The following is a 19,350-nucleotide window of genomic DNA, read 5'->3' as shown; positions in this document are numbered from 1 at the left end:
AACAAGCACTCAGGGCCCGAAGTCGTCTCCCGGGTCCGCAGTGGGGCCCCTTGGTCGACGGCTGTTCCAGCCACTGAGGCGTACGAGAAAGGGTGATCTGTCTCTGATCGTCGCGCTGCTTCTGTTCATCGCGCTCACTCCGCCGGCTGGGAAGCGGAAACGGACAATTATATGTTGGCTCGGCTGGTCGGCGCGTCCGGTGACGGTGGCGGCCGGCCCGATCATGGGAAGCTTTGTCAGGGCGCTCGGCGGGTGCTCGGAGTGTCGACGTCGAAACCCAATTCGCACGGCGTATGCGGAGATGGTGAAGTGCTTCGCACCGATATGATGCGTTTTGTGATCAAGCGCGGGCGGCTATGGCGCCGTCGTCATGCCCATGGCGACCGGTGGGAAGCTGCCCTGCTGTCACCGGTGCTCCTCACGCTGATCGTGGCCGGACTGGCGTTCTCCACGCCGAGGGAGATCGCCTTCAGCCGTCTCCTGCCCGCCGCGCCGGCCCTCGCCGCGGCGATGTGGCCTGTGCTCCCCACGATCCTCCTGGGGGCGTTCTGCCTGCTGGTCATGATCAGCCTCAGCTTCTTCTACACCGACCTGGGGACGCCGTACACAGCGGCCGCGATCATCGCGGTCACGCTGGCTGCCGCGTACACGAGCCATGTCCGGCTCCAGCGGGAGGAAACGCTTTTCCACGTCCGGCTCGTCGCCGACGCCGCCCAGCAGGTGCTGCTGCGCCCCTTGCCTCGCCGCATCGCGAACGTCGAGATCGAGTCGCTGTATCTGGCAGCCCAGGAGCAGGCCCGCATCGGCGGCGACTTCTACGAGGCGGTCGACACGCCGCACGGGGTCCGGCTGCTCATCGGCGACGTACGCGGCAAGGGTCTGCCCGCGGTGGGGGCGGCCGCGGCGGTGATCAGCTGCTTCCGGGAGGCCGCGCACGACGAATCGGAGTTGAGGGGGGTCATCCATCGACTGGAGACCAGCATCACCCGCCACAGCGCCGCGTATCCCGCCCAGGACCTGCCGGAGCGTTTCGCCACCGCGGTCGTCGCCGAGATCCCGCCCGGCGGCGGGCACGTCAAGATTCTCAACTGCGGCCACCCGCCGCCGCTTCTCGTGCACCGAGGCGAGATCCGCGTCCTGGAGCCGAGCGCCCCCTCGGCGCCCCTCCACCTCGCGGCGCTCATCGGAGAGCTCTACTCCGTCGACACCGTCGCCGTCGATGCGGGCGACCAGCTGCTCTTCTACACCGACGGTGTGTCCGAGACCCGGGACCGGAGCGGCGAGTTCTTTCCGCTGCCGGACTGGATGCGCATGCAGGGGCAGACGCTGCCCCGCGAGCTGCTCGACCGGCTTCACCGGGATCTGCTCCACTACAGCGGCGGAAGGCTCGACGATGACGTCGCGGCCCTCGCCGTGCGGTGCGGGAACCCCGACGCTCGGCCCGACGCGTAGGAGCCCTGGTCAGTGGCCTCTGCGTATCCGGGCGGCTTTGCGGGCCTCCGCGGTCTTGCGGGCTTCGGCGGTCCTGCGGGATTCCTTCGGCGCGCGGCCCGGTCGCGTGCCCATGCCGCGGAAGGCCGCGTTGCCACCGGGGGCCCTGTCGCCGGCGGGCGGGCGCTTCGCCCCCGTGATGGCGGTCAGCTTCTGCTCGCCGGAGCGCACCTGTGTGACGGTCGGACGGATCCCCGCATCGGACATCATCCGGTTCACGTCGCGCCGCTGGTTCGGGGTGACGAGGGTGACGACGCTGCCCGACTCACCGGCGCGTGCGGTGCGGCCGCCCCGGTGGAGGTAGTCCTTCGGGTCGGCGGGCGGATCGACGTTCACGACGAGGTCGAGCGCGTCGACGTGGATGCCGCGTGCGGCGACATTGGTGGCCACGAGCACGGTGATCTCACCGTTCTTGAACTGCGCGAGCGTGTGCGTGCGCTGTGGCTGTGACTTTCCGCTGTGCAGCGCGGAGGCCCGGATGCCGCTGCCGCGCAGATGACGGGTGAACTGGTCGACGCCGAGCTTCGTGTCCAGGAACATGAGCACGCGGCCGTCCCGGGCTGCGATCTCCGTGGCCGCCGCGTACTTGTCCGCGGGGTGGATGTGCAGCACATGGTGCTCCATCGTGGTGACCGCGCCCGCCGCCCGGTCGACCGTGGCGAGCACCGGGTCGTGGAGGTGGCGCCGGATCAGATGGTCGATGTTGCGGTCGAGCGTGGCGGAGAACAGCATCCGCTGTCCCTCGGGGCTCACCTGATCCATGAGTTCCGACACCTGAGGCAGGAACCCCATGTCGCACATCTGGTCCGCCTCGTCCAGGACCGTGATCCGCACCTGGTCCAGATGGCAGTCGCGGCGCGCGACCAGGTCGGTCAGCCGCCCCGGAGTCGCGATGACCACGTCGGCGCCGGCCCGCATCAGGCTCGCCTGCCGTCCGATCGACAGTCCGCCGACCACCGTCGCCAGCCGCAGCCCCAGCGCCGTCGCGTACGGTGCCAGCACGTCGCTCACCTGCTGCGCGAGTTCGCGGGTCGGTACCAGGACCAGCCCGAGCGGCCGCTTCGCCCCGGCGCGCCGGCCTGCCGTGCGGACGAGCAGGGCCAGTCCGAAGGCGAGGGTCTTGCCCGAGCCTGTCCGCGCGCGGCCGAGGATGTTCCGGCCGGCCAGCGCGTCGGGCAGGGTGGCCGCCTGGATCGGGAACGGTTCCGTCACACCGTTGGCGGTCATCACCTGGACCACTTCCCGCGGCAGGCCCAGCTCGGCGAAGGACTCGGCGGGCGCCGAACCGGGGGGCGGCGTCTGCGCCGGCAGTTCGCCCTGGGGTGCCGTTGCCGGCTCGGTCCGGTCGGCGCCGGATTGTCCGGCGGCTGTCCGCTTCGCGTTCATGGGGCCCTTCGTCGGTCTCGGCGCCCGGAAAGTGCGGAGGCCCGCACCCTCGGTGCGGGCCCCGGCAACGTCGAAGCGTGCGCCCATTTTACCAGCGCGCCGGATGCCCTCTCCGGCCGTCCGCACCGACAGCACGGCGGCCTGCGCAGGCCCTCCACCGCCGGACCACCGGCGAACAGCCGTTGCGGGTGCCCGTCTGCGGCAGAAGGAGTGCGACGAGGTCCGTGCGCTGCCCGGTGGCGCGGACCTGCTCCAGCACCGTGTCGATGAGCAGGTCCGGGTCCAGGTCCTCCTCCTGGCTGACCACCCAGATCAGGCGGATTTGGCGGACCGCGTCCGCCACCGGTGCCGGAGAGGCCACCGGCACCCTCGCCCACGGGTCGGTCAACTCGGCCGGCGCGCCACAACACCTCCGAGTCGGCGAGCGCGCGTCGTACCCGCCGACATCGACGGCCGGGTCACCCGTGCTGCTCGCGAGGCACCTCCCAGCGTCGCTTGCACGGGACGTTGCGCCGACCCGGAGGGGGCGGCACACGCACCGGAGTCGCGGGGTCACCCGTGGCACGGGTGGAGTGGCGCACGTCACATTCCGCGTCACATCGCGCCGATCCGTCGTGTCATACGTGTGTAACCACCGACCCACGGCAGAGGAGTTCGCCATGGATGCCCGTTTGAACGTCTTCGGCAACGCGACCGCGGCCAAGTTCCTCAAGCACATCGTCGCCGCGGGCAAGGTGCTCGACGACGCGGGCGTGCCGTCAGCGACGCAGGAGCTGGTGAAGCTCCGCGCGAGTCAGATCAACGGCTGCGGTTTCTGCACCGACATGCACAGCAAGGACGCGATCGCCGCCGGTGAGTCGTCCGTGCGGCTGCACCTGGTCGCGGCGTGGCGGGAGGCCACGGTGTTCACCGAGGCCGAGCGGGCGGCTCTGGAGCTGACGGAGCAGGGGACCCGCATCGCGGATGCGGCCGGGGGAGTCACGGACGAGGCCTGGGCGAATGCCGCCAAGCACTACGACGAGGAGCAGCTTGCCGGCCTGGTGTGCGCCATCGCCCTCATCAACGCCTTCAACCGGCTGAACGTCATCGTCCAGCAGCCCGCCGGCGACTACCAGCCGGGCCAGTTCGGGTAGCCGGGAGCGCCCGGGCCGGACGCCGGGGCCGTTCCGCACCCGCGGCGGCCCCGGGTTCGTGGGCCGCGTTCAAACACTCTGCGAGGCGAGACGGACGAGGGACGGCTGCGGCAGTTCGCCGACATGCCAGAAGGCCCTCGGCGGCGCGGACAGGGCATGGACGAGCAGGGCCCGGATGACGGCCGACGGTGCGACGGCCACTGCCGGCCCGGTGTCCGGCGGCAGACTGCGCAGCCAGCGGGCGGCGCGGCGGCAGAGATGACCGACGGACTCGCCGTCGTGCGGGACGGCCTCCGGATCGGTGAGCCAGGCCGAGAGCCCGTAGGGATCGTCGGCGGCAATCTCGTCGAACGTCCGCCCGCGCCACTTGCCGTAGTCGACGTCGCGCAGCAAGGGCTCGGGTGTGGTGTCCAGGCCGAGCGCGTCGGCTGTCCGCGCGCAGCGGGCAGACGGCCCGCGTACCGCGAGCGAGTAGGGAGGCAGCGAATCTCCGGCGACCGTCGCGTCCCTCTCGGGCTCCAGCGTGAGAGTGACGCCTGCTGTCGCCTCCTTGGTGACCTGCGCGTTGGTGGCACACAGAAGGGTCAGTTGGATGGTCATCTCGGTCTCCTCCCAGCTCCGGCTCGCGCCGGCCGTGAAGGACTAGGCTGGATGCGGCAAGGGACGCGAACAGCGCGGACGGTCCTGACCGGTCCACCGTCCCGTTGACGGCCGACGGGCCTGGGAGCCGCTGTACGCGGCCGTCGGTGTCGCCCGGTGCGGGACGACTGCCGGCACGTGTCGCCTCATACAGTCAGCGTCGGGGAAAGAGTCCCGTCTTCACCATCCGGCAGGTGGCTGCAACCCCACCCCCCGACCGGCGGGGAGGCTGAAGCCCGGCCGGATCCGGAGCCGCTCACCCGCACGGCGTCCCTGGACGTGGTACGAATCGGACAGTGGTCCCACGGCGAGTGGAGCACGCGTGATCCGGGTGATGGTGGTCGACGACGAAGCCCTGATTCGAACGGGCTTTCAGCGCATCCTCGAGGCGGCCGACGACATCGAGGTCGTCGCGGCGGTACCCGGCGGCCAGGCGGTCCGGGCGGCCGAGGAGTTCCGCCCGGACGTCGTGCTTCTGGACATCCGGATGCCGGACGTGGACGGTCTCACCGTGCTTGCCGCCCTCCGCCGGCTGTCGCCACCGCCGGTCGTGGCCATGCTCACGACGTTCGACATGGACGAATACGTGGAGACGGCGCTCCGTTCCGGCGCCGCCGGCTTCCTGCTCAAGGACACGGACCCCGAAGGGCTGCCACTCCTCGTACGGACTCTGGCCGAAGGCGGCACCGTGCTGTCGTCCCAGGTCACCAGGACGGTTGTGGAGGGCTATCTGGACGCCGGTACCCGCGCCCCCGACATGGAACGCCTGGAGCGGCTGACCGAACGCGAGCGGGCCGTACTCGCCCTCGTCGGCGAGGGCCTGTCCAACGCGGACATCGGCACCCGGATGCATCTGAGCACCGGCACCGTCAAGGACCACGTGAGCTCCATCCTCGCGAAGCTGGAAGTGGCGGGCCGCGTACAGGCCGCCCTGTTCGCTGACCGGGCCGGTCTTCTCGAGCCGCCCCGAGGCCGGGAGGAGGAATGATGTGGCGCAGCCTGCCCGCCCTGCTGCTGGACGCCGCCCTTGTGGGAGTCTCGCTGATAGACGTCTGGGTCCACCTCGACACCAGCGAGCCGATCCGTCTGGGGCTCGCCCTGGGCGCCGCCCTCGTACTTCTCCTGCGCCGACGTATGCCGCTGCTGACGTTCGTGCTCACCCTGCCGGCCGTTCTGGTTTCCTCCGCCGTCTTCGCCTCGCTGGCCGCGCTGTACTCGCTTGCCACGTTCACTCGGCGCCGGGCGGTTCTGGCCCTGTGTGTGGTGGCGTTCACGATTTGTGACATGACGTTGTGGCCGACCGGCCTCGATCCGCCGTCGGCGAGTCTCGAACTGTCCTACCCCTCGACCTTGATCACGGTGGGCTACACCGGGGCGGCGGCCGCAGCCGCGGTCTTCCTCGGACAGCTCGTGCAGACCCGGCGGGCCCTGTCGCTCAGGCTCGCCGAGATCTCCGCCGCGCGAGAGAACGAGCGCACACTGACAGCCGAGAAGGTACTCGCCAAGGAACGCGCACAGCTCGCCCGGGAGATGCACGACGTGGTCTCCCACCAGGTGAGTCTCATCGCGGTGCGGGCCGGAGCGCTACAGGTCAGCACCCCGGACACCGTGGTGAAGGAAGCAGCCGCCACGATCCGGCGGCTCAGCGTGCAGACACTCGACGAACTGCGGCACATGGTCAGCGTTCTCCGAGCTTCCGGGGGCCGCCCGGCGGAACTGACACCGCAACCGTCCCTCGCCGACCTCCAGCGGCTGGTCGACGCCAGCGGCATCGACACCCGGTTGCAGACGGATGCGCCCGACGGCCTGCCACCTGCCGTGCAGCGCACCGTGTACCGCACGGTCCAGGAGGCGTTGACCAACGTACGCAAGCATGCCCCCGGCGCCACCGCCACCGTGCGTGTGTGCCGTGAGGACGGCGTCATCCTCGCCACGGTGACCAACACCCCGTCCACCCAGCCGGGCCTGGCGCTGCCGGGCGCCCACCACGGACTGGTCGGCCTGCATCAGCGCGCCGCACTGCTGGGCGGAACGGTGACCTCCGGCCCGACGGCCGACGGCGGCTACGAACTTCGCCTGGAGCTTCCCGCGACGATCACTCCGGGGTCGGGCGACGCGGGACGGTGAGCCCGAAGACGAGCACTGTCCCAGGTCAGGGCCTTCGGGGTGCCGATGCGAGGGATCCGGGGCTCCATGGAGTCTGTGGGCCACGGCGAGGTGGCGGGCAGCGCTCCTGGGGCCTTTGGCCCGTCGAACGGAACAACAAGACTGCAGGGAAAGGCTGGAACGATCATGAAGCAGCGCACGCTTCGCGACCTGGAGGTTTCCGCCGTCGGTCTCGGATGCATGGGGATGTCCGCCTTCTACGGTCCCACCGACGAGGACGAGGGCATCAAGACCATCCAGCGCGCACTCGAGCTCGGCGTCACCTTCCTCGACACCGCACAGATGTACGGTCCGCTGACGAACGAGAGCTTGGTCGGACGCGCGATCAGGGGACACCGGGACGAGTACGTGATCGCAACCAAGTTCAACTACCGGATGGACAACGCCGTCCCGGGCGACATGAACACGGTCGGGCGGCAGGACGGCTCGGCGGAGCACGTGCGCAGTTCGATCCACGGCTCGCTCGAGCGGCTCGGAACCGACTGCATCGACCTGTACTACCAGCACCGCGTCGACCCCCGCGTGCCGATCGAGGAGACCGTCGGCGCCATGGCAGAGCTGGTCGCGGAGGGCAAGGTACGGCACATCGGCCTGAGTGAGGCCGGGGCGGAGACGATCCGCCGCGCGAACGCGGTCCACCCGATCACGGCCGTCCAGACCGAGTACTCGCTGTGGACGCGCGACCCGGAGGCCAAGGTGCTTCCCATGTGCCGTGAGCTGGGGATCGGATTCGTCCCCTACTCGCCGCTGGGGCGCGGCTTTCTGGCGGGCAGGTTCTCCTCGGCGGACGAACTCGACGAGAAGGACTTCAGGCGCACCGGCCCCCGCTTCACCGGCGAGAACCTCGAGGCGAACCTCCGGCTCGCCGAGAAGGTGAAGGAGATCGCAGCGGAGAAGGGCGTCACTGCGGCGCAGCTCGCGATCGCCTGGGTGCTGGCGCAGGGCGACGACCTGGTTCCGATCCCGGGCACCAAGCGCCGCACTTACCTCGAGCAGAACACCGCCGCGGTCGACGTGGAACTGAGCGAGGACGAGCTCGCGCGGCTGGCCGCCGAACTCCCCGAGCCGGCGGGGGACCGCTACGACGAGGCAGGGATGGCGAGCGTGGACATCTGATGTCCTGAGTCTGATGTCCTGAGTCCTGTCCGAGTCGCCGGTTGACCGGCTCGCATCGGCGGTTCGCACGGTCGGGCGCTACTCGCGCAGCAGCAGGACGATGACGGCCACCACCACGGCGAGCGCCAGGGCGGCGAGGCCGTAAACCAGACGGTGCCGGCGCAGGACCGGCAGGAAGTGGTCGACGGCCAAGCGGCCGGGGCCGGTCAGGGCGAGACTCGCCGCGGCCGCGACGATCAGCAGTTCGCACTCGATGCCCTCGGGTCCGAAGAAGCCGCCGCCCCACTTGAAGGCGATCGCGTTGATCATGACGCCGACCACCGCGGCTGCGGCCAGCGGGGTGACCAGTCCTACAGCGAGGCCCAGGCCGCCCAGCGTCTCGCTGAGGGCGGCCACCACGGCCATGACGTGGCCGGCCGGGTATCCGCTCGCGCTGAAGAACTCACCCGTGGTGGTGAGGCCGGGGCCGCCGAACCAGCCGAACAGCTTCTGGGCGCCGTGGGCGGCCATGGCCAGTCCGAGGACGACGCGCAGCAGAAGCAGCCCCACGTCGTACGCGGCCGAAGTGGAGCCGTAGTCGTTGGTGACGGGGTGCATATTCGCTCGGGTGGAGGACATGAGAGGACCTTGCTTCTTGTCGTGGGTGAACGGGGCAGGCGATCACCGCCTGCGGTACCGGCGGGAGGGTCGTCGGACGAATTCGGGCGGGCTGATGTGCCATACCCGCCCCGGAGCCGTCGATCACACTCTCGACCGGACGCTCAATCGCGTTCCCGTGTACCCGTGACGCCGCCATGTAGCTCTCCTTCTCCTGCCCCTCGGCGATCGCAGTCCCGGCCTGGTGATCCGGGCCTCCTTCGTTCCTGCGGGTCGAAGTGGGGGCGCGGGACGCGTGGCGCGGGCCGGCTCGGGCACACGCATGGTCATGGGAAGGCTGATCCGATGGGAACGAGCCGTGGAGCGCTGGCAGGATGCGCTGCTCGCCAAACTCTTGCGCAGCGAACCGGTCGAGTTGCTCGACGCGCTGCGTCGCGAGTGCGACGACCACGCCGTTGTGTGCAGCCACAGCCGTGTCGTGGTGCCCAACGCCTACGAAGTGGAACTCGACGCCGACGTCTACAAGGAGCTCACGCGCCGCGGCGGCCGGGCAGGAAACGCCGACCGGGCAGGACAGGCGCTGACCGATGCGCTGGTCCGCCACGGGGAGGAGAACCACTATGAATGGGCCGGTCCGCTGACGGTGCGCGTCACCCCAGCGGCCGATCTACCCAACGGTCGCTACCACGTCGCCAGCAGCGTCATGCCGCACGTCCGCGTCGACGAATTTCCGTGATCTGTTCGCGGCTGCCGGTCGCGGACGCGCCGAGCGGCAGCCCTACGTGTTCCGAAGCGTGTTCACCAGGCCGGCCACCAGGTTCGCCCGCTCGGCCATGTCCGCGACCACCAGATACTCGTGGTCGGCGTGGGCGCCGCCCCCGACTGCGCCAAGGCCGTCGAGTGTCGGCACCCCCAGCGCGGCCGTGAAGTTGCCGTCGCTTCCGCCGCCGACTGCTTTGCCCTCGAGGCCGGGAAGCAGCTGCCGTGCCACGGCAAAGAGCTCTGCCGACGCCGACTCGGGCATCGGGGGTCGGCCGACAGCGCCTTGGACGGCGATCTCCGTCCCGTCGAGATGCGGAGCCAGTGCCGCGAACGCCGCTTCGATGCGTTCCTTCTCGTCGGCCGACTCGACTCGGACGTCGACCACGAGGGTCGCCTCTGCGGGAACGACGTTGTCCAGGGTCCCCGCGGAGGCGACGGTCGGGGTGACCGTCGTACCGATGGCGGGTCGGCCCAGCGCGGCGATGTCCAGTACCTGGTGCGCTGCCTCGATCAGGGCGTTGACCCCGGCTGCCGGCTCAAGGCCCGCGTGCGACGCACGGCCCGTGACAGAGACCTGGAACGTGCCGCAGCCCTTGCGGCCCGTCTTCAGGGCTCCGCCGTCGGCGGCGCCTTCCATCACAAGTACGGCGCCGCAGGCAAGGGCTCGCTCCTCGATGAGAGCGCGAGATGAGCGGGAGCCGACCTCTTCGTCGGCGGTCACCAGGATTTCGACGCCTGAGCGGTCGCCGAGCGTCGCCAGGCCGTGAACGGCCTGGACCAGACCGCCGAGCATGTCGAAGACCCCGGGACCGACCGCATGCCCGTCCTCGACCATGAACGGGCGGCGTTCGAGCGTGCCGAGCGGGAACACCGTGTCATGGTGACCAAGGATCAGGACCTTGGGAGCTCCGCCGGCAGCCCAGTGGACATGCGGCCCGGCTTCGCTCTCGACGAGGACGGCCTGGCCGCCGAGGCGGCTCTCGATGACAGCGGCGACAGCTTTCGCCGATGCCGTCAAGGCGTGGAGATCGCGCGACGGAGACTCGATTTCGACCAGTGTCCTGAGGTCCTCGATCATCGCGTCGACACTCACATCGACGGCCCTGTGCGTCGTCACGTCGCCTTCTTCCCCGTGGTGGCTGCGGCTGCGCCGCCATCTTCTGCGATCGACCCCGGCCGGGGCCAATTGCTTTCAGCGCCCACGGCGGGCGCGCATCACAACAGCTCGTTCTCGCGTCGGTGGACTGTGCGCGACCGGTCTTCTGCCCGAGCCGCCAGGATGACGAGTACGCCGGAGAGGAGCCGGCGAAGTACGGGGACGGTACGAGCAGCAGGCCGCCGACGAAGCAGCATGCCGCGATTTCTCCTGCGAAAGCCGTAGCCCGGCGCCGTCTACGCGACCACTTCCTGGCCTTCGATGATGGGGGCCAGGCCGTCGAGGAGTGCGGTGAGTCCGAACTCGAAGAGGGCGTCGAGGCGCAGGTCGTAGCCGTCGTCGAAGGCTCCCACCACCTTGGCGAAGGTCGGGAAGCGACCGGACTCCACCAGTTTCTGCAGGTCGGCGGCCCGGCTGTCCATCCACTGGTCTTCCGACTGGCCCGTGGAGGCTTCGGCGTGCGCCTCCCACTCCAGGTGCACCGCCAGGCCCTGGACATGGCTGTAGATCAGGACGTGGATGTCGAACAGTGTGGTGGCATCGAGGCCGTGGCCGTCGAGGGCGGCCAGCATCCATTCACCGTGGACCATCAGATTGGGCACCAGCAAGGGGCGGGTGAGCGAACCGAGCTGGGCCAGCCACGGGTGCCTGCGGTACAGGGCCCACAGGGTCCGCGTGCCCAACTCGACGCGCGAGCGCCATCCTTGGGGTGCCCGGTCCGGATAGGTTTCTTCGCCGAACGCGGCGTCGGCCATGAGCAGGATGAGGTCGTCCTTGCTGGGGACGTACCGGTAGGGCGACATGGCGGCGACGCCGAGCCGGGCCGCGACGCCGCGCATGGAGAGCGCGGACAGCCCTTCGGCGTCGGCGATGTCGACGGCTGCGCGGACGACTCGGTCGAGGGTCAGTTCCTGCTCGGGGGCCTGGGCAGCTGGTGAGTGCCTGCGGGGCGGCGTGACGCGAGCGGTTCCGGCGACGACCGTACCGGCACGCGGCCGGGTCTCGACGAGTCCTTCGAGGCGCAGGGTCGTCAGGGCCTTGGTGGCGGTGGCGAGCGCGACGCCCCATTGCTCGGCGATCTGACGGATCGAGGGGACCCGGTCTCCGGGGGTGAGTTCGCCGTCGGCGATGCGTCGGCGGATCTCGGCCACGATGCGCAGATAGGGCGGCTCGCCTGATGACTTTGTGGGCTTCGTCACATCCTGCCGCCTTCCTCGCCTGTACTAGTGCAGAGGCTAGCAGCGAGGATGTCGGCCGCCCGCCAACTGCCCTAGTACAGGCCGCTCATACGGCCAGTTGAGAGGGCTGTGCGTACGCCGTACGTTCGGGGGCGTACAGCGCACTCAAGGAGGTTGTCATGCAGACCGTTCTCATCTCCGGCGGCGGAATCGCCGGCCCCGTGCTCGCCTACTGGCTCCACCACCACGGCTTTCGGACCACCGTCGTCGAACGCTCCCGGGGCCCGCGCCCCGGCGGCCAGGCCGTGGACATCCGCGGTGTCGCGCTCGACGTCGTCGAGCGGATGGGTCTGCTGGAGCAGGCGCGACGCGTACGCACCCGGATGCGCGGCATGTCGATCCTCGACGCCGACGGCCATGAGATCGAGCGCTCCACCGAGTACGCCTTCAGTAGCGGCCGGCTCGACAGCGACGACATAGAGCTGCTGCGCGAGGACCTGGTACGGATGGTGTACAAGCACACGCGCGCGGATGTCGAGTACCTCTTCGACAACAGCGTCACCGCGCTCGACGAGGGCGAGACCGGCGTACGCGTCGACTTCATGCACGGAGCGTCCCGCCGCTTCGACCTCGTGATCGGGGCCGACGGCCTGCACTCGACCGTGCGGCGTCTGGCCTTCGGCCCCGAGGACCGCTTCGCCCATCACCTGGGCAGCTACCTCTCGGTGTTCAGCGCGGACAACTTCCTTGCCCTGGACCACTGGCAGACGTGGCTGCGGGACGGCGACGCGGGCTTCGGCATCATGCCCGTACGCGACAACACCGAGCTCAGGATCGCCTTCGGCTTCCAGTCGTCCCCCCTTCCCCCCGAGTTCCGGGACAGCGACGCCCTTCGGCAACTCGTCGCCGACAAGCTCACATCGCTGAGATGGGAAGGGGCCCGCCTGGCCGACGCGGCCCGGGACGCGCCCGACTTCTACTGCGACGCCATGGCCCAGATCCGGATGGACCACTGGTCGCGGGGCAGGGTTGCCCTGCTCGGAGACGCCGGCCACTGTCCTTCTCCGCTCTCGGGTCAGGGCACCAGCCTGGCCCTCGTGGGCGCTCATGTGCTGGCTGCCTGCCTCGGCCAGGCGGATGGCGATCACCGCGCCGCGTACTCCCGCTACGAGCAGCGGATGCGGCCCTTCGTCGACCTCAACCAGGCCCTGGCCACCGAGAATCCCGGCGGACCTGCCTCCGAGGCGTCCCTCGCACGCGCCAAGAACGCATTCTCACTGGACGGCTGATCCGGCGATCGCCTCCGGGGGACAGGCCCGCCTCGGACTGACCCCGCGCGCAGACCGCTTGCCGCAACGCCTGACGGCCTGCGGCGCAGGTGAATTCGGAGGGCGAACCCGCGCCGCTTCGCGTGGCACATGCCGAATGACGTGCAGATCGTGGCATCCTCGCTGCCGTCGGCACGGGCGGCCGTGCGAGGCGGCAGACCGCGGAACGAGGCGTAGCGCACGCACGGCAAGGCTTTCCGGCCGCGTCGTGGCCCGGCGCTGTTCCCCCGCGTGGGTGTACGGCACCTGCTTTCCGGTTGGGCCGGTTGTGAGGTAAGGGAGCCACTGATGTGTCGCTGGCTGGCGTATTCGGGTTCGCCCGTGCTGATGGACCGACTGCTGTATCAGCCCCAGCACTCACTGATCGATCAGAGCCTGCACTCGCGGATGGGCGTCGAGACGACAAACGGCGACGGCTTCGGCATCGGCTGGTACACCGAGGGCACGGACGCCCCGGCGGTCTTCCGTGACACCGGTCCGGCCTGGAACAACCGCAACCTCCGAGACCTGTCGCAGCACATCACGTCGCCGCTGTTCTTCGCCCACATCCGGGCGTCGACCGGGACCGCTGTGCAACAGACCAACAGCCACCCTTTCCGGCACGGCCGTTGGCTGTGGATGCACAACGGGGCGATCGCCGAGTTCCATCGCCTGCGGCGTGACCTGTGCCTGCTCGTCGATCCGGTCCTCTTTCCGTACATCGAGGGCTCCACCGACTCCGAGGTCATGTTCTTCCTCGCGCTCACCATGGGCCTCGACCAGGACCCTCCCGGCGCCGTGGCGCGCATGGCCGGTCATGTCGAAAGCCTGGCCCAACTGCACGGCGTCCAGTCGCCGCTGCAAATGACGATCGCCACGACCGACGGCGAGCACCTGTGGGCCTTCCGCTACTCCAGCGCCCGCGCGTCACGCTCCCTGTTCCACAGCAACCGAGTGGAGACACTGCGCCGGCTGCACCCGGATCAGGCCTTCCTGCGCGAGGTGTCGGAGGATGCGACGCTGATCGTCTCGGAGCCGCTCGGCGACCTGCCCGGCGTCTGGATCGAAGTTCCGGAGAGCAGCTACGGCCGCGTAGCGCGGGGGTTGCACGAGTGGCAGCCCTTCGTCCCTCAGCCGGCCTAGCCGGCCGCGTGGCTCAGGTCTTCCGGCCCCGGACCTCGCCACGCCGCACTTCCTGCAGGCATTGCGGCCCCTGTCCCGCTGCCGGGTGCCGGGTGCCGGGTGCCGGCCCCGGATCCCGGCGCGAGCTGCGGGCAGGAAAAGCGCTGTTCAGGCCGGCCGCGCGATGTGATCATCACCGCATGCAATTCCGCGCTGCCACAGCAGACCCCGCAGACATCGACCGCGCTGCCGCCTACCCCGCCGACGACGCCGTCCCTGCCCTCACCGCCGAGCGGATCCGGGAGGAGCTCGCGGGCCATCAGTTCCGCCCCGAATGGATCTGGTTCGCCGAGGACGAGGACGGCGAGATCCTGGCCCGCGCCCTGTGGTGGGGCCGTGCCGACAGTGAGCGGCCCATCGCGCTCGACTGCCTCCAGGTCCGCTCCACCGTGGCCGACCCCGGCTCCGTCGCCGCCGGGCTGCTGGCCGCCGGCCATGCCGCTTTCGGGGCCCTTCCCGGTTACAACATTTCGTTGCCCCGCGACTGGCGGAGCGACCGGGCCCTGGCCGAGGCAGTGGCCTGGCGCCGGGAAGCGGCGTACAAGTCCGGTTTGAGCAGCGAGATCGAGCGCCTGCGCTACGAGTGGACACCCGCCGCGAAGGTTCCCGAGCCCGCGGGGAAGCTGGTGTTCCGGGAGGGCACGGACGAGGAGTTCCTCGACGCGTTCGTGCGGCTGTCCTCGGGGAGTCTCGATCTGCACACGCGGAACGAACTCCGCTCGATGGACGCCGAGCAGCTGGCCCGCGAGGACATCGAGTTCTACCTCGACTGCCCCGGCGAGCGCTCCTGGTGGCGCCTCGCCCACCTTCCGGACGGCACATTGGCCGGCATGGCCATCCCCTCCGCGACCCCCTACCACCGCAACGTCGGCTACCTCGGTGTGGTCCCCGAGCAGCGCGGCCAGGGCCTGATCGACGAGATCCTCGCCGAGATCACCCGGTTCCACGTGAGCGAGGGTGCCGACCGCATCACCGCCACCACGGACACCGTCAACGTCCCGATGGCCGCCGCCTTCGACCGCGCGGGCTACGAGGTGACGGAGATCCGCCTCGTCCTGGAGAGCCCCCCGCAGTGAGCCCGCGGCGGGACCCCGGGCGCTGCGCGGCACCAGGGGCTCACCTGCCCGCCGCGTCCCGCTCAGGGGTCCCCCTTGAAAGATCGAACTGGTGGCGGGTTAGCATATGAGCGCCGCCTAGCTCGAAAGATAATCCTGTGACTGTCAATGACGACTCGTTCACCAATTGGAAGAACCGCGAGGAGATCGCGGAGTCGATGATCCCCATCATCGGGAAGCTGCACCGCGAGCGGGACGTCACGGTCCTGCTGCACAGCCGCTCGTTGGTGAACAAGTCGGTGGTGAGCATCCTCAAGACCCACCGATTCGCCCGGCAGATCGCCGGTGAGGAACTCTCGGTCACCGAGACGATGCCGTTCCTGCAGGCCCTCACCACACTCGATCTCGGACCGTCCCAGATCGACATCGGCATGCTTGCCGCGACGTACAAGGCCGACGACCGCGGTCTGTCGGTGGAGGCCTTCACGGCCCAGGCCGTCGCCGGAGCCACGGGTGACGACAAGATCGAGCGCCGCGAGCCGCGCGACGTCGTCCTCTACGGTTTCGGCCGCATCGGCCGGCTCGTCGCCCGCCTGCTCATCGAGAAGGCCGGCTCCGGCAACGGCCTGCGGCTGCGCGCCATCGTCGTCCGCCAGGGCGGGGACCAGGACATCGTCAAGCGCGCCTCGCTGCTGCGCCGCGACTCGATCCACGGCCAGTTCCAGGGCACGATCACCGTCGACGAGGCGACCAATACGATCGTCGCCAACGGCAACACCATCAAGGTGATCTACGCGAACGACCCGTCGGAGGTCGACTACACGGCGTACGGCATCAAGGACGCCATCCTCATCGACAACACGGGCAAGTGGCGCGACCGCGAGGGCCTCTCCAAGCACCTGCGCCCCGGCATCGACAAGGTCGTCCTGACGGCCCCGGGCAAGGGCGACGTCCCGAACATCGTCCACGGCGTCAACCACGACATGATCAAGCCGGACGAGCAGATCCTGTCCTGCGCGTCCTGCACCACCAACGCGATCGTCCCGCCGCTGAAGGCCATGGACGACGAGTACGGTGTCCTGCGCGGCCACGTGGAGACCGTGCACTCGTTCACCAACGACCAGAACCTTCTGGACAACTACCACAAGGCCGACCGCCGTGGCCGCTCGGCGCCGCTCAACATGGTCATCACCGAGACCGGTGCCGCGTCCGCCGTCGCCAAGGCGCTGCCGGATCTCAAGGCGCCGATCACCGGCAGCTCGATCCGTGTCCCCGTCCCGGACGTATCGATCGCCATCCTCAGCCTGCGCCTGGGCCGCGAGACCACCCGTGACGAGGTCCTCGAGTACCTCCGCGACGTCTCGCTGCACTCGCCGCTGAAGCGCCAGATCGACTTCACCACCGCCCCTGACGCGGTCTCCATGGACTTCGTCGGCTCGCGCCACGCCTCGATCGTCGACGCCGGCGCCACCAAGGTCGACGGCGACAACGCGATCCTCTACCTGTGGTACGACAACGAGTTCGGTTACTCCTGCCAGGTCATCCGGGTCGTCCAGCACGTCTCCGGGGTCGAGTACCCGACCTACCCCGCTCCGGTGATCTGATTCGGCAGACCGCCCGAGTGCCCGAAGGCCTCCGTGCTTCGACGACTTGCTGCACGTCGTCACCGCGCGGGGGCCTTCGTCGTGCCCGCGTCCGGGTGAGCCGCGTCTCACCGGGCCGCCGCCCCTTGTCTATGCAACGAGTTGCATAGAACGATGAGGCTATGGCGCTCGAACACGCGATCCTCGTCTCCCTGCTGGAGCAGCCGGGCTCCGGATACGAGCTGGCCCGGAGGTTCGACCGGTCCATCGGCTACTTCTGGACCGCCACCCACCAGCAGATCTACCGCGTGCTCAAGCGCATGGAGAGCGACGGCCTGCTCGATCTCCGAGAGGTCCCGCAGCAGGGCCGGCCGGACAAGAAGGAGTACTCCGTCGCCGGCCCCGGCCGCGCCGCCCTTGCCCAGTGGCTGCACGAGCCGATCGAACCCGAGAGCCTCCGGCACGACCTCGCCGTGAAGATCCGCGGCGCGGCCTTCGACGAGCCGGCCGCGCTGCTCCGCGAGGTCGAGCGGCATCGCCAGGTGCACAGCGACCGGCTCGCGCACTACCTCGCCGGGCAGGTGCGCGATTTCACCGGGCCCGACGTCCACGCACAGCCCGACGCCGGGCAGGAACTGCAACATGTCGTGCTCCGCGGCGGCATCGCGTACGAGCGGATGACGATCGCCTGGCTCGACGACGTACTCGCCACCATCCGCCGGCTCAGCCCGCCCCCGCCCGCCTGAGCCGCCGCGCTCCACCCGCGGCCCGTAAGCCGCGCTGCGCGATGCGCACATTCCACCCTCAACTCCTCGGAAGGCGAAAGTCCATGGCCGACTCGCTGCTGTTCAATCCGCGCACGTACGACCCGGCGCACTTCGACCCGGAGACCCGCAGGCTCCTGCGCGCCACCGTCGACTGGTTCGAGGACCGCGGCAAGCGCCGGCTGATCGAGGACTACCGCACCCGTTCCTGGCTGGCGGACTTCCTCGCGTTCGCCGCCAAGGAAGGCCTGTTCGCCACCTTCCTCACCCCGTCCTCGGCCGCCGGACCGCAGGACGGCGACCGGCGCTGGGACACCGCCCGGATCGCCGCGCTCAACGAGATCTTCGGGTTCTACGGCCTCGACTACTGGTACGCATGGCAGGTGACCGTCCTCGGTCTCGGCCCGGTCTGGCAGAGCGACAACGCCGCAGCCCGTACCCGCGCCGCGGAACTCCTCTCACAGGGCGAGGTGTTCGCCTTCGGCCTCTCCGAGAAGGCCCACGGCGCCGACATCTACTCCACCGACATGCTGCTTGAGCCCGACGGCAACGGCGGCTTCCTGGCCAGTGGTTCCAAGTACTACATCGGCAACGGCAACGCTGCCGGCCTCGTCTCGGTCTTCGGCCGTCGCACCGACGTCGAGGGCCCGGACGGCTACGTCTTCTTCGCCGCGGACAGCCGCCACCCGGCCTACCACCTGGTGAAGAACGTCGTCGACTCCTCCAAGTACGTCAGCGAGTTCCGCCTCGAGGAGTACCCCGTCGGCCCGGACGATGTCCTGCACACCGGCCGCGCCGCCTTCGACGCCGCCCTCAACACCGTCAACGTCGGCAAGTTCAACCTCTGCACCGCCTCGATCGGCATCTGCGAGCACGCGATGTACGAGGCCGTCACCCACGCGCACAACCGCATCCTGTACGGCCGCCCCGTCACCGCTTTCCCGCACGTGCGCCGCGAGCTGGCCGACGCCTACGTCCGACTCGTCGGGATGAAGCTGTTCAGCGACCGCGCCGTCGACTACTTCCGCTCCGCCGGCCCCGACGACCGCCGCTACCTGCTGTTCAACCCGATGACGAAGATGAAGGTGACCACGGAGGGCGAGAAGGTCATCGACCTCATGTGGGACGTCATCGCCGCGAAGGGCTTCGAGAAGGACAACTACTTCGCGCAGGCCGCCGTCGAGATCCGCGGCCTGCCCAAGCTCGAGGGCACGGTCCATGTGAACCTCGCCCTGATCCTCAAGTTCATGCGCAACCACCTGCTGAATCCGGCCGAGTACGCGCCCGTGCCGACCCGCCTCGACGCGGCCGACGACACGTTCCTCTTCCAGCAGGGACCGGCACGCGGCCTCGGCTCCGTGCGATTCCACGACTGGCGCCCCGCCTACGACGCGTACGCGGAGGTGCCCAATGTCGCCCGCTTCCGCGAACAGGCCGACGCCCTGTGCGACTTCGTCGCCACCGCTGCACCCGACGAGGAACAGAGCCGCGACCTCGACTTCCTGCTCTCCGTCGGCCAGCTGTTCGCGCTGGTGGTGCACGGGCAGCTGATCCTGGAGCAGGCCCGCCTGACGGGCTTGGACGAGGACGTGCTCGACGAGCTCTTCTCCGTCCTCGTGCGCGACTTCTCGGCGCACGCCGTCGAGCTGCACGGCAAGGACTCCGCCACTGCCGAGCAGCAGCACTGGGCGCTCGGCGCGCTCCGGCGGCCCGTGGTCGACGCGGCGCGCTCGGCGCGCGTCTGGGAGCGTGTCCAAGCGCTGTCCGGGGCGTACGAGATGGCGCCGTAACGACGCCGTCACGGACCGGGGGCCGGGGCCGCAGAATGCGGCCCC

The 19,350-nt window shown here is 69.7% G+C and carries 18 protein-coding genes; 12 read left to right on the top strand and 6 right to left on the bottom strand.

The features are described 5' to 3' along the window. The first annotated feature begins 411 nt into the window (after nt 1–411). A complete protein-coding gene (locus tag ABZ070_RS18845; protein WP_356635209.1) occupies nt 412–1,452 on the top strand; it encodes a PP2C family protein-serine/threonine phosphatase in 1,041 nt (346 codons plus the stop codon). A 9-nt stretch (nt 1,453–1,461) separates the two neighbouring features. Here the strand turns inward: ABZ070_RS18845 and ABZ070_RS18840 are convergent, their stop codons facing one another. Then, nucleotides 1,462–2,877, bottom strand: a complete 1,416-nt coding sequence (locus ABZ070_RS18840) for a DEAD/DEAH box helicase (protein WP_356635189.1) — start codon at nt 2,875–2,877, stop codon at nt 1,462–1,464. 88 nt (nt 2,878–2,965) lie between these two features. After that, nucleotides 2,966–3,238 (bottom strand): hypothetical protein, encoded by a 273-nt coding sequence (locus tag ABZ070_RS18835; protein ID WP_356635187.1) that lies wholly within the window; start codon nt 3,236–3,238, stop codon nt 2,966–2,968. 298 nt (nt 3,239–3,536) lie between these two features. Between ABZ070_RS18835 and ABZ070_RS18830 the strand changes: the two genes are divergently transcribed. Then, nucleotides 3,537–4,010, top strand: coding sequence for a carboxymuconolactone decarboxylase family protein (locus ABZ070_RS18830; RefSeq protein WP_356635185.1), 474 nt, complete (start codon nt 3,537–3,539; stop codon nt 4,008–4,010). A 69-nt stretch (nt 4,011–4,079) separates the two neighbouring features. On the opposite strand, the gene ABZ070_RS18825 is transcribed toward ABZ070_RS18830, so the two are convergent. Next, the gene (locus tag ABZ070_RS18825; protein ID WP_356635183.1) at nt 4,080–4,610 is read right to left on the bottom strand and encodes a histidine phosphatase family protein; all 531 of its coding nucleotides are present in this window, start codon (nt 4,608–4,610) and stop codon (nt 4,080–4,082) included. A 361-nt stretch (nt 4,611–4,971) separates the two neighbouring features. On the opposite strand from ABZ070_RS18825, the gene ABZ070_RS18820 reads away from it, so the two are divergent. The 3 genes from ABZ070_RS18820 (at nt 4,972) to ABZ070_RS18810 (ending at nt 7,931) form a co-directional block, all read left to right on the top strand. Next, nucleotides 4,972–5,637 carry a response regulator transcription factor gene (locus ABZ070_RS18820; protein WP_356635181.1) on the top strand — a complete coding sequence of 222 codons (666 nt, stop codon included), beginning with the start codon at nt 4,972–4,974 and terminating at the stop codon, nt 5,635–5,637. After that, nucleotides 5,634–6,776 (top strand): histidine kinase, encoded by a 1,143-nt coding sequence (locus tag ABZ070_RS18815; protein WP_356635179.1) that lies wholly within the window; start codon nt 5,634–5,636, stop codon nt 6,774–6,776. Before ABZ070_RS18820 ends, ABZ070_RS18815 begins: the two co-directional genes overlap by 4 nt. A gap of 165 nt (nt 6,777–6,941) precedes the next feature. Then, nucleotides 6,942–7,931 carry an aldo/keto reductase gene (locus ABZ070_RS18810; protein WP_356635177.1) on the top strand — a complete coding sequence of 330 codons (990 nt, stop codon included), beginning with the start codon at nt 6,942–6,944 and terminating at the stop codon, nt 7,929–7,931. A gap of 78 nt (nt 7,932–8,009) precedes the next feature. Here ABZ070_RS18810 and ABZ070_RS18805 read toward each other — a convergent pair whose 3' ends face one another. Then, entirely contained in the window at nt 8,010–8,528 is a 519-nt protein-coding gene (locus ABZ070_RS18805) for a DoxX family protein (protein WP_356635207.1), read from the bottom strand. 328 nt (nt 8,529–8,856) lie between these two features. On the opposite strand from ABZ070_RS18805, the gene ABZ070_RS18800 reads away from it, so the two are divergent. Further along, nucleotides 8,857–9,264: a DUF3662 domain-containing protein gene (locus ABZ070_RS18800; protein WP_356635175.1), complete on the top strand. Its 408-nt coding sequence runs from the start codon at nt 8,857–8,859 to the stop codon at nt 9,262–9,264. A gap of 42 nt (nt 9,265–9,306) precedes the next feature. On the opposite strand, the gene ABZ070_RS18795 is transcribed toward ABZ070_RS18800, so the two are convergent. Together ABZ070_RS18795 and ABZ070_RS18790 are read right to left on the bottom strand one after the other, a co-directional pair. Beyond that, nucleotides 9,307–10,407, bottom strand: coding sequence for a M20 family metallopeptidase (locus ABZ070_RS18795; RefSeq protein WP_356635173.1), 1,101 nt, complete (start codon nt 10,405–10,407; stop codon nt 9,307–9,309). Nucleotides 10,408–10,682: 275 nt separating this feature from the next. Next, a complete protein-coding gene (locus ABZ070_RS18790; RefSeq protein ID WP_356635171.1) occupies nt 10,683–11,645 on the bottom strand; it encodes a GntR family transcriptional regulator in 963 nt (320 codons plus the stop codon). Between the two features lie 158 nt (nt 11,646–11,803). Between ABZ070_RS18790 and ABZ070_RS18785 the strand changes: the two genes are divergently transcribed. The 6 genes from ABZ070_RS18785 (at nt 11,804) to ABZ070_RS18760 (ending at nt 19,305) form a co-directional block, all read left to right on the top strand. Beyond that, a complete protein-coding gene (locus tag ABZ070_RS18785) occupies nt 11,804–12,913 on the top strand; it encodes an FAD-dependent monooxygenase (protein ID WP_356635169.1) in 1,110 nt (369 codons plus the stop codon). 327 nt (nt 12,914–13,240) lie between these two features. After that, a complete protein-coding gene (locus ABZ070_RS18780) occupies nt 13,241–14,074 on the top strand; it encodes a class II glutamine amidotransferase (RefSeq protein ID WP_356635167.1) in 834 nt (277 codons plus the stop codon). Between the two features lie 179 nt (nt 14,075–14,253). Continuing rightward, complete coding sequence (locus ABZ070_RS18775) at nt 14,254–15,189, top strand: GNAT family N-acetyltransferase (RefSeq protein WP_356635165.1); 936 nt, start codon at nt 14,254–14,256, stop codon at nt 15,187–15,189. Between the two features lie 137 nt (nt 15,190–15,326). Further along, the gene (locus ABZ070_RS18770) at nt 15,327–16,772 is read left to right on the top strand and encodes a glyceraldehyde-3-phosphate dehydrogenase (RefSeq protein WP_356635163.1); all 1,446 of its coding nucleotides are present in this window, start codon (nt 15,327–15,329) and stop codon (nt 16,770–16,772) included. A 161-nt stretch (nt 16,773–16,933) separates the two neighbouring features. Beyond that, nucleotides 16,934–17,497 carry a PadR family transcriptional regulator gene (locus ABZ070_RS18765; RefSeq protein WP_356635161.1) on the top strand — a complete coding sequence of 188 codons (564 nt, stop codon included), beginning with the start codon at nt 16,934–16,936 and terminating at the stop codon, nt 17,495–17,497. 83 nt (nt 17,498–17,580) lie between these two features. Further along, nucleotides 17,581–19,305, top strand: a complete 1,725-nt coding sequence (locus ABZ070_RS18760) for an acyl-CoA dehydrogenase family protein (protein WP_356635159.1) — start codon at nt 17,581–17,583, stop codon at nt 19,303–19,305. Nucleotides 19,306–19,350 lie beyond the last annotated feature (45 nt).

Origin of the sequence: Streptomyces sp. NPDC006283 (genome assembly GCF_040613325.1) — a bacterium.
In the GTDB taxonomy this organism is placed as follows: Bacteria; Actinomycetota; Actinomycetes; order Streptomycetales; family Streptomycetaceae; genus Streptomyces.
The sequence above is the reverse complement of the archived record's forward strand: the minus strand, read 5'-3'. Positions and strand labels throughout refer to the sequence as shown.

Bases quoted from the DNA above. Each gene is read 5' to 3' on its own strand.
- ABZ070_RS18840 (WP_356635189.1), bottom strand. From the start codon at position 2,877: ATGAACGCGAAGCGGACAGCCGCCGGACAATCCGGCGCCGACCGGACC.
- ABZ070_RS18830 (WP_356635185.1), top strand. From the start codon at position 3,537: ATGGATGCCCGTTTGAACGTCTTCGGCAACGCGACCGCGGCCAAGTTC.
- ABZ070_RS18825 (WP_356635183.1), bottom strand. From the start codon at position 4,610: ATGACCATCCAACTGACCCTTCTGTGTGCCACCAACGCGCAGGTCACC.
- ABZ070_RS18815 (WP_356635179.1), top strand. From the start codon at position 5,634: ATGATGTGGCGCAGCCTGCCCGCCCTGCTGCTGGACGCCGCCCTTGTG.
- ABZ070_RS18810 (WP_356635177.1), top strand. From the start codon at position 6,942: ATGAAGCAGCGCACGCTTCGCGACCTGGAGGTTTCCGCCGTCGGTCTC.
- ABZ070_RS18805 (WP_356635207.1), bottom strand. From the start codon at position 8,528: ATGCACCCCGTCACCAACGACTACGGCTCCACTTCGGCCGCGTACGAC.
- ABZ070_RS18800 (WP_356635175.1), top strand. From the start codon at position 8,857: ATGGGAAGGCTGATCCGATGGGAACGAGCCGTGGAGCGCTGGCAGGAT.
- ABZ070_RS18785 (WP_356635169.1), top strand. From the start codon at position 11,804: ATGCAGACCGTTCTCATCTCCGGCGGCGGAATCGCCGGCCCCGTGCTC.
- ABZ070_RS18780 (WP_356635167.1), top strand. From the start codon at position 13,241: ATGTGTCGCTGGCTGGCGTATTCGGGTTCGCCCGTGCTGATGGACCGA.
- ABZ070_RS18775 (WP_356635165.1), top strand. From the start codon at position 14,254: ATGCAATTCCGCGCTGCCACAGCAGACCCCGCAGACATCGACCGCGCT.
- ABZ070_RS18765 (WP_356635161.1), top strand. From the start codon at position 16,934: ATGGCGCTCGAACACGCGATCCTCGTCTCCCTGCTGGAGCAGCCGGGC.
- ABZ070_RS18760 (WP_356635159.1), top strand. From the start codon at position 17,581: ATGGCCGACTCGCTGCTGTTCAATCCGCGCACGTACGACCCGGCGCAC.